The sequence below is a fragment of the Mesorhizobium zhangyense genome (assembly GCF_011045115.1).
GTDB classification, from domain to species: Bacteria; Pseudomonadota; Alphaproteobacteria; order Rhizobiales; family Rhizobiaceae; genus Mesorhizobium_M; species Mesorhizobium_M zhangyense.
The window spans coordinates 223,236-236,972 of sequence record NZ_JAAKZG010000004.1; the positions used below are offsets into that span (position 1 = coordinate 223,236).

At 61.0% G+C, this 13,737-nt stretch carries 11 protein-coding genes; 10 read left to right on the plus strand and 1 reads right to left on the minus strand.

Annotated features, from left to right (window positions below; translation table 11 throughout):
* The first annotated feature begins 8 nt into the window (after positions 1 to 8).
* The 7 genes from G6N74_RS10970 (at position 9) to urtE (ending at position 7,524) form a co-directional block, all read left to right on the plus strand.
* On the plus strand, positions 9 to 440 hold the full coding sequence (locus G6N74_RS10970; RefSeq protein WP_205826630.1) for a hypothetical protein: 432 nt from the start codon (positions 9 to 11) through the stop codon (positions 438 to 440).
* Positions 441 to 477: 37 nt separating this feature from the next.
* A complete protein-coding gene (gene dhaK, locus G6N74_RS10975; protein ID WP_165117186.1) occupies positions 478 to 1,464 on the plus strand; it encodes a dihydroxyacetone kinase subunit DhaK in 987 nt (328 codons plus the stop codon).
* A gap of 283 nt (positions 1,465 to 1,747) precedes the next feature.
* The gene (urtA, locus tag G6N74_RS10980) at positions 1,748 to 3,058 is read left to right on the plus strand and encodes an urea ABC transporter substrate-binding protein (RefSeq protein WP_165117188.1); all 1,311 of its coding nucleotides are present in this window, start codon (positions 1,748 to 1,750) and stop codon (positions 3,056 to 3,058) included.
* 103 nt (positions 3,059 to 3,161) lie between these two features.
* Entirely contained in the window at positions 3,162 to 4,778 is a 1,617-nt protein-coding gene (gene urtB, locus G6N74_RS10985) for an urea ABC transporter permease subunit UrtB (protein WP_165117190.1), read from the plus strand.
* Positions 4,775 to 6,004 (plus strand): urea ABC transporter permease subunit UrtC, encoded by a 1,230-nt coding sequence (gene urtC / locus G6N74_RS10990; RefSeq protein WP_165117192.1) that lies wholly within the window; start codon positions 4,775 to 4,777, stop codon positions 6,002 to 6,004. Before urtB ends, urtC begins: the two co-directional genes overlap by 4 nt.
* A 7-nt stretch (positions 6,005 to 6,011) precedes the next feature.
* Positions 6,012 to 6,758, plus strand: a complete 747-nt coding sequence (gene urtD, locus G6N74_RS10995) for an urea ABC transporter ATP-binding protein UrtD (protein WP_165117194.1) — start codon at positions 6,012 to 6,014, stop codon at positions 6,756 to 6,758.
* Positions 6,759 to 6,828: 70 nt separating this feature from the next.
* On the plus strand, positions 6,829 to 7,524 hold the full coding sequence (gene urtE / locus G6N74_RS11000) for an urea ABC transporter ATP-binding subunit UrtE (RefSeq protein ID WP_165117827.1): 696 nt from the start codon (positions 6,829 to 6,831) through the stop codon (positions 7,522 to 7,524).
* A gap of 57 nt (positions 7,525 to 7,581) precedes the next feature.
* Here urtE and G6N74_RS11005 read toward each other — a convergent pair whose 3' ends face one another.
* A complete protein-coding gene (locus G6N74_RS11005; RefSeq protein ID WP_165117196.1) occupies positions 7,582 to 9,792 on the minus strand; it encodes a TonB-dependent siderophore receptor in 2,211 nt (736 codons plus the stop codon).
* Between the two features lie 200 nt (positions 9,793 to 9,992).
* On the opposite strand from G6N74_RS11005, the gene G6N74_RS11010 reads away from it, so the two are divergent.
* The 3 genes from G6N74_RS11010 to fhuB are packed head-to-tail and all read left to right on the plus strand — an operon-like array spanning position 9,993 to position 13,733.
* Positions 9,993 to 10,784 carry an ATP-binding cassette domain-containing protein gene (locus tag G6N74_RS11010; RefSeq protein WP_312857861.1) on the plus strand — a complete coding sequence of 264 codons (792 nt, stop codon included), beginning with the start codon at positions 9,993 to 9,995 and terminating at the stop codon, positions 10,782 to 10,784.
* 44 nt (positions 10,785 to 10,828) lie between these two features.
* Positions 10,829 to 11,704 carry an ABC transporter substrate-binding protein gene (locus tag G6N74_RS11015; protein ID WP_165117828.1) on the plus strand — a complete coding sequence of 292 codons (876 nt, stop codon included), beginning with the start codon at positions 10,829 to 10,831 and terminating at the stop codon, positions 11,702 to 11,704.
* Positions 11,697 to 13,733, plus strand: coding sequence for a Fe(3+)-hydroxamate ABC transporter permease FhuB (gene fhuB / locus G6N74_RS11020; RefSeq protein ID WP_165117200.1), 2,037 nt, complete (start codon positions 11,697 to 11,699; stop codon positions 13,731 to 13,733). Before G6N74_RS11015 ends, fhuB begins: the two co-directional genes overlap by 8 nt.
* Positions 13,734 to 13,737: the final 4 nt, after the last annotated feature.

Genomic DNA, 13,737 nt, shown 5'->3' on the forward strand with positions numbered 1-13,737 from the left:
ACCGACACATGGCCGATATGAAAAAACTGAACGATACCGGATCGGAAGAAGCGATCCGCGCCTACAAGACGATCCTGTCGAATGTCATCGATCAGCGCCCTTCCGGAATGCGCCAGCGCCTCGCCGACGCTCTCGGCAAGCACCGCAGCTTCGTAACGCAGATATCAAGCCCGGCCTATTCGACCCCGATCCCGTCGAGGCATCTTACGGCGATCGTTTCGGTCTGCCACTTCAGCCCCGCCGAGCGCGAACAGTTCCTCGAAGCCTATCGCAAGGCGCATCCGGGCAAGATTTCGCCGGCCGCAGGCGTTAAGAAAACGCGGCACATCTCGCTGACGGTACCCGATCTCGGCGACCACAAGCAGAATGCAGCGCTCGACCGCGCCATCAATGAATTCATCCAGCGCATCACCAGCATTACGGGCAAAGGCGGAACCTGAACTTTCTCGCTTGCCCGGCCAATTCGGGAGGACGGCCGTGAAGAAGTTTCTCAATTCGATAGATACCGTGCTGACCGAGAGCCTCGACGGCTTCGTCGCGGCTCACTCCGACATATTGGCGCTGGGCGACGAGCACAAATTCGTCCGCCGCAAGATCCTGAAACCCGGCAAGGTAGCGCTCATTTCTGGCGGCGGTTCGGGCCATGAACCGTTGCATGGCGGGCTGGTCGGCCACGGCATGCTGGATGCGGCCTGCCCCGGCCAGGTCTTCACGTCGCCGACGCCCGACCAGATGATGGCGGCTGCCGAAGACGTCAACACCGGCGCAGGCTGTCTCTTCATCGTCAAGAACTACGAAGGCGATGTGATGAACTTCGACATGGCGGCAGAAATGTCTGAAGGCGTCATGCAGGTCGTCACCAATGACGATGTGGCTGTCGAGGATTCGCTTTACACCACCGGTCGGCGCGGCGTCGCTGGAACGCTAGTTGTCGAAAAGATTGTCGGCGCGGCTGCCGAGCAGGGCATGGGCTTGAAGGAACTGAAGACGCTGGGCAGCCGCGTCAACGCTGCAACGCGTTCCATGGGCGTGGCGCTGACCAGTTGCACCGTTCCGGCGGCCGGCAAACCGACATTCGACATCGGCGACAGGGAGATGGAGTTCGGAGTCGGCATCCATGGCGAGCCCGGCCGCCGCCGGGAACGCCTGAAAAGCGCTGACGAAATCGCCGAGGAGATATGTTCAACGATTGTCACTGATCTGGGCGACGCAGCGAGAGGCCCTGGCCTGCTCTTCGTCAACGGTTTCGGCGGCACGCCGCTGATGGAACTCTATTTGATGTACAACAGCGCCAGACAGATCTTCGAGAAGCATGGCGTTTCGATAGCGCGCTCGCTTGTCGGCTCCTACGTCACCTCGCTCGACATGGCGGGCTGTTCGATCACGCTGAGCCGGCTCGACGACGAGTTGGTCGGATATTGGGACGCGCCAGTTCATACGGCAGCGCTCCGATGGGGCATGTGACCGGCGAATTAGCCGCCTCTGGGCGCTCGGCAAAAATTCCTAACATATGATGCAAATATATGCATGAAATAATATTGCCTATTTTGTAATCAATTTTTGCTGCAGTGCGCATAAAACCTGCAACACCTCACGGGTCCGCATCGCTCGCCACCGCCAACCGAGCGGGCAGAGCCGGATAAGTAATTGAAAAGACTTCCCTCGAACGAATCCCAGACCATCGCTTCCTGACTGGCACGGTGGTTGCTTCTGTTATTGCGGTGCAACAACCAGTTGGAGTGTCATAATGAGGGGAAGTTTTTCGGTCATTGGTAAAATAGTTGCGGCGGGTGTCATTGCTGCGAGCCTGATCTCGTCCTTGCCAGCGCGTGCGCAGGAAGAAACCATCAAAGTCGGCGTTCTTCATTCCCTGTCCGGCACGATGGCGATTTCGGAGACCACGCTTAAAGACACCATGCTCTTCCTCATCGACGAGCAGAACAAGAAGGGGGGCCTTCTTGGCAAGAAGCTCGAGGCAGTGGTCGTGGACCCCGCTTCCGATTGGCCACTGTTCGCGGAAAAGGCGCGCGAGCTGATCGAAAAGGACAAGGTGGCGGCGGTGTTCGGCTGCTGGACCTCGGTATCGCGCAAATCCGTGCTGCCAGTGTTCGAGGAACTCAACAATCTGCTCTTCTACCCGGTTCAGTATGAAGGCGAGGAAAGCCAGCGCAACGTGTTCTACACGGGTGCTGCCCCGAACCAGCAGGCCATTCCGGCCGTCGACTATTTGATGAGCGAAGAAGGCGGTTCGGTGAAGCGCTGGGTGCTTGCCGGCACCGACTACGTCTATCCGCGCACGACCAACAAGATCCTCGAAGCCTATCTCCAGGCCAAGGGCGTTGCGCCCGAGGATATCATGATCAACTACACGCCGTTCGGTCATTCCGACTGGCAGACGATCGTCTCGGACATCAAGAAATTCGGCTCGGCCGGCAAGAAGACCGCCGTCGTCTCCACCATCAATGGCGACGCCAATGTCCCCTTCTACAAGGAACTCGGCAACCAGGGCATCAAGGCCGAAGACATTCCGGTCGTGGCCTTCTCGGTCGGCGAGGAAGAACTCGCGGGCCTCGACACCGCGCCGCTGGTCGGCCACCTCACCGCCTGGAACTACTTCCAGTCGGTTGATACGCCCGAGAACGCCGACTTCATCGCCAAGTGGAAGGAGTACACCAAGAACCCGAAGCGGGTGACCAACGACCCGATGGAAGCCCATGTCATCGGCTTCAATATGTGGGTCAAGGCGGTCGAAAAAGCCGGCAGCACCGATCCCGACGCCGTCATCGACGCAATCGTCGGCGTGTCCGTGCCGAACCTGTCGGGCGGCTTCTCCACGATGATGCCGAACCACCACATCACCAAGCCGGTGCTGATCGGCGAAATCCAGGCCGACGGCCAGATGGAGACGGTGTGGCAGACCTCTGGCCTTGTGGTCGGCGACGAGTGGTCCGACTACCTGCCGGATTCCAAGGATCTGATCGCCGATTGGCGCAAGCCCATGTCGTGCGGCAATTTCAACGTTGCTACCGGCAAGTGCGGCGGCAAGGGCACGAACTGACGCTCTTGGGGTGCGCGGCCCACGGCCGCGCATACTCCGGGCGGGTTGTCTCTCCACCCGCCCGGAGTTCGGTTTCAAAATTCCTCCGGATGATTGCTTGCCGATGAAAATTCTGCGCGCTCTTGGCCTGACATTCCTGCTGACGCTGATGTTCGCCGCTGCGTCTTCAGCCGATGAAGCAGCACTTCGTCAGACCGTCACCAAATTCGCCACCGCCAAGGGTTTTCCGGCAATCGAGGCCGTGGTGCGCGAACTGGGCGCTACAGGCGACCCGGCAGTGGAAAAAGTGCTCAACGCACTTTCCGAAGGAAATCTCTATGTCCGCAAATCCGACGATGGCGTCTTCATCGGCAAGGAAGGCGGCGCGACCGCCAGTCTTCTGGACCCGCTGAGCGGCGAACCCGCCGGTGAGGCACTGAAGGCCGAGATCACCAAGATCAGGGTCAATAACAGCCTGCGTGGCACAATCCGCGATGTGCTGGGAACACTCACTCTGGGCTCCGATGATCCGAAAGTACGCCTGGCGGCCGCAACCACGATGTTCAAGAGCCCCGATGCGGATGCAATCCCAGCATTGGACGCAGCAATCGCCAAGGAAACCGAAGCGAGCGTGAAGGCGCGAATGCAGGATGCACGCGCTTCCGCCGTGCTGGTTTCGGATTTGCCCGAGGCCGAAAAGCTCGCAGCCATAGAACTGCTCGGCAAACGCGGCGACCGAGATACGCTATCGCTGCTCACTGGCTTCCAGGCCAACGCTCAAGGCGCGCTGAAAAATGCTGCAGGTGCAGCTGTAGAACACATCAATTCCACGCTCGCTCTCTGGCAGACAGGCCAGAACGTCTGGTACGGCATCTCGCTCGGCTCGGTGCTGCTGCTGGCGGCAATCGGCCTCGCCATCACCTTCGGCGTCATGGGCGTCATCAACATGGCCCATGGCGAGATGGTCATGCTCGGTGCCTACACGACCTTCGTCGTGCAGGAGGTCATCCGCACCCACGCGCCCGCACTGTTCGACTGGTCGCTGGCAATCGCACTACCGCTCGCCTTTCTCGTTGCCGGCGGCGTCGGGCTTGCCATCGAGCGCGGCATCATCCGCTTTCTCTATGGCCGTCCGCTGGAAACGCTGCTTGCCACATGGGGCGTTTCGCTGATCCTGCAGCAGGCCGTGCGCACCATATTCGGCCCGACCAATCGCGAAGTCGGGAACCCCTCATGGATGTCGGGCGCCTTCGATCTCGGCCAGCTTGCGATCACGTGGAACCGGCTATGGATCCTCGTCTTCGCGCTCTGCGTCTTTGCGGTGCTGCTCTATGTCATGAAGCGCACGTCCTGGGGCCTGCAGATGCGCGCGGTGACGGCCAACAGGCGCATGGCCGCCTCGATGGGCATCCGCACGCCATGGGTCGATGCGCTCACCTTCGCGCTGGGCTCGGGCATTGCCGGCATTGCCGGCGTGGCACTCAGCCAGATCGACAATGTCTCGCCCAATCTCGGCCAAGGTTACATCATTGACAGCTTCATGGTCGTGGTCTTCGGCGGCGTCGGCAATCTGTGGGGCACGCTGGTTGGCGCCATGTCGCTCGGCATCCTCAACAAATTTCTCGAACCCTATGCCGGTGCAGTGCTCGGCAAGATCCTCGTACTCGTCCTCATCATCCTGTTCATCCAGAAGCGCCCGCGCGGCCTGTTCGCGCTCAAGGGCCGGGCGGTGGAAGCATGATGACGGGACGCTTCTTCGCAGCCGGCGCGGATCGCCGCATCGCCATCACCATCGCGATCCTGCTTGCGGTGGCGATCGTTGTGCCGATCCTCAATATCGCAGTGCCGCCGGCCAGCGCCTTCCATGTACCGGCCTACATCGTGGCGCTGGTCGGCAAATACCTCTGCTATGCGCTGCTGGCGCTCGCGCTTGACCTTGTGTGGGGCTATTGCGGCATTCTCTCGCTCGGCCATGGCGCATTCTTCGCGCTCGGCGGCTACGCGATGGGCATGTATCTGATGCGCCAGATCGGCGAGCGTGGCGTCTACGGCAACCCGCTGCTGCCCGACTTCATGGTCTTCCTCAACTGGAAGGAACTGCCCTGGTTCTGGCATGGCTTCGACCACTTCTGGTTCGCCGCCCTTATGGTGATGCTGGTGCCCGGCCTGCTCGCCTTCATCTTTGGCTGGTTCGCCTTCCGCTCGCGCGTCACCGGAGTCTATCTCTCGATCATCACCCAGGCGATGACCTACGCGCTGCTGCTCGCTTTCTTCCGCAATGACATGGGCTTTGGCGGCAACAACGGCCTGACCGATTTCAAGGATATCCTTGGCTTCAATGTCCAGGCCAACACGACCCGCTCGGCGCTGTTTGCCGCCAGCGCCATCGCACTCGCGCTCGGCGTCTTCATCACATGGCGCATCATCGGCTCGAAATATGGCAAGCTGCTGATGGCAGTGCGCGATGCTGAAAGCCGCACGCGCTTTCTTGGCTGGAGAGCGGAGAACGTGAAGCTCTTTGCCTTTACCGTTTCCGCCGTCATGGCGGGCGTCGCCGGCGCGCTCTATGTGCCGCAGGTCGGCATCATCAACCCCGGCGAATTCGATCCCGCGAACTCCATCGAGGTCGTCGTCTGGACGGCGGTCGGCGGGCGCGGCACGCTGGTCGGCCCGATCATCGGCGCATTGCTGGTCAATGGCGGCAAAAGCTGGTTCACCGGCGCATTCCCCGAATTCTGGCTGTTTGCGCTCGGCGGACTGTTCGTTGCCGTCACCCTGTTTCTGCCGAAGGGCATCGTCGGCATGTGGGACCAATGGCAAAATTCCCGTCGCGAACGCCGCGCTGCCGCTACGCCGGAACAAGGTATTCCGCCAATCGTTGAGGTCGCCATGCCGGTCAAGCAGAAGCCGGCCGCCAAATCCAGCCCGACGCCGCTCGACGGCGGCGAACCGCAACCGGCGGAGTAGCGAGGCCATGTCGAAGAGCAACACCATCCTCTATCTCGACGGCGTCTCGGTTTCCTTCGACGGTTTCCGCGCCATCAATAATCTCTCGCTGGTGCTCGACAAGGGCGAGATGCGGGCCATCATAGGCCCCAACGGCGCCGGCAAGACGACCATGATGGATATCGTCACCGGCAAGACGCGACCGGATAGCGGCGAGGTCTTCTTCGATGGCGAGATCGACCTGACGCGCCACGACGAGGCGGAGATCGCCATGATGGGCATCGGCCGGAAATTCCAGAAGCCGACCGTCTTCGAAAGCCATTCGATCGAGGATAATCTTGTTCTTTCCCTGAAAGGGCCGCGCTCGATCTTCCCGGCCTTGTTTCATCGTCGCTCATTCGAAGAGACAAGGCGTATCGACGAAATCCTCGCCACCACCAGGCTCGAGGCGAAACGCCATGACCTCGCAGCCAACCTGTCGCACGGCCAGAAGCAGTGGCTCGAAATCGGTATGCTTTTGGCGCAGGACCCGAAGCTTCTTCTGGTCGATGAGCCCGTCGCCGGCATGACGGACGCCGAAACCGAAGAGACGGCGCGCCTGCTCAAGGAAATCGCCAAGACCCGCTCCGTAGTCGTGGTCGAGCACGACATGCATTTCGTGCGCGAACTTGGCGTCAAGGTGACCTGCCTGCACGAGGGCTCCGTGCTGTCCGAAGGCTCGCTCGACTTCGTCAGCGCCGATGAGCGCGTAGTCGAAGTCTATCTCGGGAGATGACGATGTATTGGCGCGTTCCGTTCACCCGTTTCGACATGACGTTCTGGCGACGTTGGAAGGTGTGGAGATAATGCTGACCGTCAAGGATGCCGTCCTTCACTACGGCGCTGCAGAGGCGCTGCGCGGCGTGTCGATGACGGCGGGCGCGGGCAAGATCACCTGCGTGCTCGGCCGCAACGGCGTCGGCAAGACGAGCCTGATGCGCGCCATAGTCGGCCACCACAAATTGACAAGCGGCGCGATCGGGTTCGAGGGTGCAGCTCTCGACGGGCGCGCGCCTTATGACCGCGCGCGCTCTGGCATCGCCTTCGTACCGCAGGGGCGCGAAATCTTCCCGCTACTGACGGTTCAGGAAAATCTCGAATCCGGCTTCGCGCCGCTCAAGCGCGCGGAGCGCGAAATCCCAGGACATGTGTTCGAGCTGTTCCCGGTGCTGAAGCAGATGCTCGGCCGCCGCGGTGGCGATCTGTCCGGCGGCCAGCAGCAGCAACTCGCCATCGGCCGCGCCCTCGTCATGCGGCCGAAACTGCTCGTGCTGGACGAGCCGACTGAAGGCATCCAGCCGTCGATCATCAAGGATATAGGCCGCGCCATCCGCTATCTGCGCGACCAGGCCGGCATCGCCATTCTCCTGGTCGAGCAGTATCTCGACTTCTGCCGGGAACTTGCCGACGAGGTCAACATCATGGACCGGGGACGCATTGTTCACAGCGGTCCGGCGGAAGACCTCGATAAGCCCGAGGTGCGGAAGTACCTCACCGTGTGATGACCATCGCCTGTCACGCCAGAACCTGACGATCAAGTGCCGCCTTAGATATGAGGCTCACCAGCGGTACTTCAGCGATGCGGTAATGTTCCGGCCCTGTCCGAGATAGCAATAGCCATCGTTGCATACCGTTGCGCGGTCGTCGGCAATGTTGCGGACTGCGAACGCGGCAGTGACACCTTCATATTTCTTGTCGATGGCGCCGAAGTCATAGGACGCTGAGGCATCGAGATAGACCGCCGCGTCGTTCTTGCTGGTATTGGCCGTGCTCGTGTAGGTTTCGCTGAGAAAGCGCACGCCTGCACCCAAAGACAGGCCTGAAACAGCCGTGCTCTCGTCGAATTTGTAGTTCGCCCAGAGGGTTGCCACGTGTTCGGGCGTGACGACCGGAACCTTTCCTATTTCCGTCGGGGCACCGGCTGTGATTTCAGCATGGTTGTACGTATAGGCCGCGATCACATCCAGCCCGTCCATAAGGGAGGCTCGTGCCTCCAGCTCCAAGCCTTTGCTCGTCACTTCCCCAAGCGAACGGTAAGTCCCTAGGTCGGGATTGACGACGGTGGGTCTATTCTTTTCGACGAGATGATAAGCGACCGCCGACAGCAGGATATCGGTTCCCGGTGGCTGATACTTCACACCCAGTTCGAACTGTTCACCCTCGGTTGGATCAAGAATGCTATCCGAGGTCGACCGGTTCGTAATAGGCTCGAACGAGGTCGCGTAGCTTGCGAAGGGTGCGATGCCATTATCGAAAAGGTAGAGAGCGCCAGCCTGAACGCTGAAAGCATCCTTTTTCACGTTTTCCTTTGGATTATCACCGGAAAGCAGAAGCTCTGTATCGCGGTTCTGCTCGACCCAGGTCTGGCGGCCTCCGAGCGTGAAGCGCCACTTGTCCAGTTCGATCTGGTCCAGCGCGTAAATGCCTGTCTGGCGCAAGTCCGCTTCAGCAGCCATGTAATTGTAATCCGGCGTTGGACCGGAAACGCCATAGGTCGGGTTGCTGATATCGAAGTCATAGGCAGGGTTTGGAACGAAATCAAATCCGTAGGCGAACGACGAGTTCACCTTGGTATAATCGAGGCCGAAGAGCATCGTATGAGCGAGCGGGCCGGTGTCGAACTTGGCCTCGAGTTGGTTGTCGACCTGGAAAACGTTCATCTCGTCGCGGATAGCGGTCGCGCCCCGATGGGCGACAGTCTCGGTCTCGTCCCAGCCGTAAATGCCTAGGTAACGCGATCTCAGATCCAGATGGGAATATCGAAGATTCTGACGGGCAGTAAGGCCGTTACCAAAATCGTGCTCGAACTTGTAGCCGATCTGTTGCTGCCGGACTTTCTGGTAATCATAATCCGGGTCACTGGCACGCAGATGAAGAACTTTTCCTGAACCCGGGTCGGTGATTGCGCCGACATTGGCGTCCGTCTCCTCGGATTGCACCAGGCCATACACGGTGAATGACGTTGCGGCATCCGGATTCCAGGTAAAGGACGGCTGCAAGAAATAGCGATCGTCGCCAATGTCGAAATTCGTTTCGCCGTTTCGCGCAAGACCGACAACCCTGTAGAGGAATTCGTCGCTGCCTTCGGTAACCGGACCGCTGAAATCGAACGCAGCCTGCGCCCGGTTCTGCGTGCCATACAGCAGTTCGACTTCCCGGATTTTTTCTTCCGTCGGGAGCTTTGATACCTTGTTGATGATCCCGGCCGGGGTGCCCGCACCGTAAAGGACCGATACCGGACCCTTGATGATCTCTACGCGCTCGAGCGAGTAAGGGTCGGTACGGAAGGTGCCATAGTTCATGTAAGGCTGGCGAAGACCGTCCTTGTAGTCGCCAATCGTTGTCGCGCTGAAGCCGCGAATGTAGATCTGATCGAAGCGCGGGTCGAAGCCATACCCGCCGGTCGTCACACCCGCGGAGTACCGAACTGCCTCGATAATGTCCTGCGCGCCGCGCTGCTCGAGTTCCTTGCGCGTTACCACCGAGACGGAGCGTGGCGTCTCGACCAGTGGCGTATCCGTCTTCGTCGCGCCGGAGCTGCGCTTTGCAGCCACCGTCTTGTTGTCTTCCTGGGAATTGTCCCGACCTGCTCCTGCGCTGACCGTGATCTGCTGGAGTACTGTTGTTTCTTCTGAAGTCTGCGCGCTGTTTTCCTGCGCAAGTGCATAGCCTGTGCATAAAATCGTCGACAGGAACGTCGTCGCTATCAGCCTGCCCCGATACGATACCTCGTCACGAGCGGTTACGCTGCGACCAATAAAAACCGCCATTTGGTATGCCCACTGCTCTAAAATTCGCTATGCACCGCAATCCCCTTGCGGTAGCACCTGGATTGTTGACTTCATAAGTCATGTTCAATGTTGACTATGAGAGTCATGTTTCATAGTCAACCGCATATCGCATGTGCGAAGGGGATTCATTGTTCCTTTTGCACCAGCGTCCCACGAGCCGTCGCGCAAAGGTCAAAACCGTGTCCCAGATCGAAGTCTCAACCGCCTTCAAGATCGATGATGTCAGCTTCGCGGTCGGAGATCGCAGGCTGCTTGGCCCGGTATCGCTGGAACTAGAGCGCTCGCGCGTCTACGGCCTGATCGGTCATAACGGCTCGGGAAAAACGACGCTCATCAAGCTCCTGGCGCGCCAGCAGGCGGTCACCTCGGGCGCCATCACATTTGCCGAGCGCCCGCTCGAACGCTGGGGTTCACGGGAATTGGCGCGTGCGCTGGCCTATTTGCCCCAGACGACGCCCGCAGCAACGGGCCTGACGGTACGCGAACTCGCGGCCCTCGGCCGGTACCCGTGGCACGGTGCGCTCGGCCGTTTCGGCGCGGAAGACCGCCAGCATGTCGAGGAAGCGTTGAAGCTGACCGACATGGAAGGCTTCGCCGACCGGCTGGTCGACGAGCTTTCCGGTGGCGAGAGGCAGCGCGCATGGCTTGCCATGCTGGTTGCGCAGAACGCCGGCGTGATGCTGCTCGATGAGCCGATCTCGGCGCTCGACATCGCCCACCAGGTCGAAGTGCTCGGGCTGGTGCAAGAGCTAAGCCGCAAGCGCGATCTCTGCGTCATCATTGTCCTGCACGATCCGAACATGGCGGCGCGCTATTGCGACGAACTGATTGCGCTCAAGGATGGCCGCCTGCTGACGCGCGGCACGCCCGCCGAGATGATGAAGAGCGATGTGCTGAAGGGTATTTTCGGCGTCGAAATGGGTGTGTTTCCTCATCCCGTTACCGGCCAGCCCATCGGCTACGTTCAGTGACCCAGTTCCAGCCTTCGCATCTTGAGGGCCCACCCCGTCGAGGATTGAGCCGGCGCGCAGCGCTTGGGCTTTTGGCGATTCCGTTCATCGCTACATTGCCGGCGCACGCGGAGCAGCCACCGCAACGCATCGTCTGCCTGGATCATGGCTTGACGGAAACGCTTCTCATGCTCGGCGTCAGGCCGATCGCCGTGCCCAATCGTGAATCCTGGGAGGCTTGGGTGGTGGAGCCACCACTGCCGCCGGAAATAGCCGATATCGGCACGCTTCTGGAACCGAATCTCGAATTTCTCCAGCAGCTCCGGCCGGATATCATCCTGAGCATTCCATTTCTCGACGGCATCAAGCCGCTGCTGGAACGCATTGCGCCGGTCACGTCGATCAGCATCTACGCCGAAGACGGTCAGCCCTACGAGCGTTCCGTCGCAGCCACCCGGCAGCTTGCCCAACTGGTCGGCAAGGTCGAGGAAGGCGAAGCGCTGATCCGTGAGACAGAAGAGAAATTCGCCGAGATCCGGCTGCGCCTGGAACCGCTTTCCGAACGGCCAATCTACGTCGTCAGTTTCCTCGATCCACGCAACGTTCGCGTCTATGGCCGCAAGAGCCTGTTCCAGGAAGTTTTCGACCGTATCGGCATCCGCAATGCCTGGACGGCAGAGACCAACTACTGGGGCTTTTCGACGGTCGGCATCGATGGACTTGCGGGATCGAGCAATGCGCGCCTTGCCTATCTGGATCCATTGCCGACGGGAGCAACCGGAACGCTGACCGAAAGCCCGGTCTGGAACGCGATGCCCTTCGTTCGCAGCCGCTCCATGTTGCATCTGCCGCCGGTTCTCATGTTCGGTACGCTTCCCTCCGCGACCCGCTTTGCACAGGTTCTTGCCGATGCACTGACGGCGGAGAGCGCCAATGGCTGATCAGGCAGCAACGATGGTGCCGGCGGGCAGTACGTCACACCGGCTTTCATTCCTCGGCAACCTGCCGCTTGGCGCGCTGCTGCTTTGTGCCGTGCTGATCGCGGCGGCCACAGCCGCGACCATCTCCAATCTCACCGTGCAGCTTCCTTCCGCACTTTGGGTCGACGCGCTCACCGCGCCCGACATCGACGACATGCGGCAGGTGCTGGTCCACTACGCCTATCTGCCGCGGCTTGCAGTCAGCCTGCTTTGTGGTGCGGCTCTCGGCCTTGCTGGAACGGTGTTGCAGCAGGTCCTGCGCAATCCGCTCGCCGCCCCCGAAACCGTCGGCGTCTCCGCCGGAGCGTATCTGGCGCTGGCCCTGGCGACACTTCTTGCGCCGTCCCTGCTTGCCTACGGCCGCGAATGGGTGGCACTTGCGGGTGCGCTCGTGGCAATCGCCGCCGTTTTCGGCCTGTCGTGGCACAAGGGTCTGTCGCCGCTTTCGGTGGTGCTGGCAGGCCTCGTCGTCAGCCTCTATGCCGGCTCCATCGGCGCCGCACTGATTGTGCTGAAGCATGAATGGCTGGCCGGCCTCTTCATCTGGGGCGCCGGAACGCTCGGCCAGCAGGACTGGACGACGACGCTTTGGCTTATTCCGCGTCTTGGCATAGCGGCCCTGGCGATCGGCCTCATGGTGCGGCCGCTGACCTTGCTTGGCCTCGATGACGAAGGCGCGCGCAGCCTCGGCGTTCCGCTCGGTGTCTACCGCTTCGCCGCCCTGGGCGCTGCGGTGGCTCTGATTTCGTTTGTCGTAGCAGCAGTCGGCGTCATCGGCTTCATCGGCCTGGCTGCGGCAGCGCTCGCGCGCATCGGCGGCGCGCGCCGCTTTGGCCAGAGGCTCATCATGGCGCCGCTGATAGGCGCTGCCCTTTTGTGGGCTGCGGATCAGGGCGTGCAGCTATTGACCGGCTCACAAGGCGATCTGCTGCCGACCGGCGCAATCACCGCGCTGCTCGGCGCGCCACTGCTTCTATGGCTGCTGCCACGCCTCAAGCTCGGCTCGGAAACTCCGGCGCTGACCGCCGATCGACTGCCGCGGGCATTGCACCCCGGCCTGCTTCTGATCGGGATCGCCATCCTCCTGACAGCAGTGCTTTTCTTCGCATTGTTCTATGGCCCCGGACCGGCGGGCTGGAATTTCGCCTTCGGCGATCAGCTGCAGTCGATCCTGTCATGGCGGCTGCCGCGCGTCCTTGCTGCCCTTTCGGCGGGTGCTATGCTGGCGCTTGCCGGATTGATGATACAAAGGCTGACCGGCAATCCCATGGCCAGCCCCGAAGTGCTCGGTGTCAGCGCAGGTGCAGCGCTGGGCATGATCGTGGCGCTGTTCGTGTTCGTCGACGCAAGCCGTCCCACCCAGACGATTGCCGCGACCGTCGGCGCCTTTGCCGCGCTGTCGGTAATGCTCGCGCTTGGACGGCGCGCCGCCTTCGCGCCGGAGCGGCTTCTGCTTGCCGGCATAGCGCTGACGGCGCTGTTCGACGCCTTGATCCTCATACTGACCGCAACCGGCGATCCGCGCGCGATGCTGCTCCTGAACTGGTTCACAGGATCGACTTATGGCGTTGATATCAATGCGGCAATACTCACCGCGGGGCTCGCCGCGTTTCTGGTTGTGTTGACGCCTTTGTTCCTGCGCTGGCTCGACATATTACCGCTCGGGCCAACGGCCGCACATGGGCTTGGCCTCAATCTCACCACGACTCGCCTTCTCATCCTGCTGATGACCGCAGCGCTGACGGCAGCATCAACGCTGATTGTCGGGCCACTCACCTTCATCGGCTTGATGGCACCGCATCTTGCCCGCCGTCTCGGCCTTGCGCGTGCCATGCCGCAGGCAGTGGGTGCGGTGCTTGCCGGTGCGCTGATCATGGTTGCCGCCGACTGGATCGGCCGCACGGCGATCTTCCCACGCCAGATTCCGGCAGGTCTCGTTGCCACCCTTATCGGCGGGCCGATCCTGATGTGGCTGCTGCGCCGTCGCTAACTTT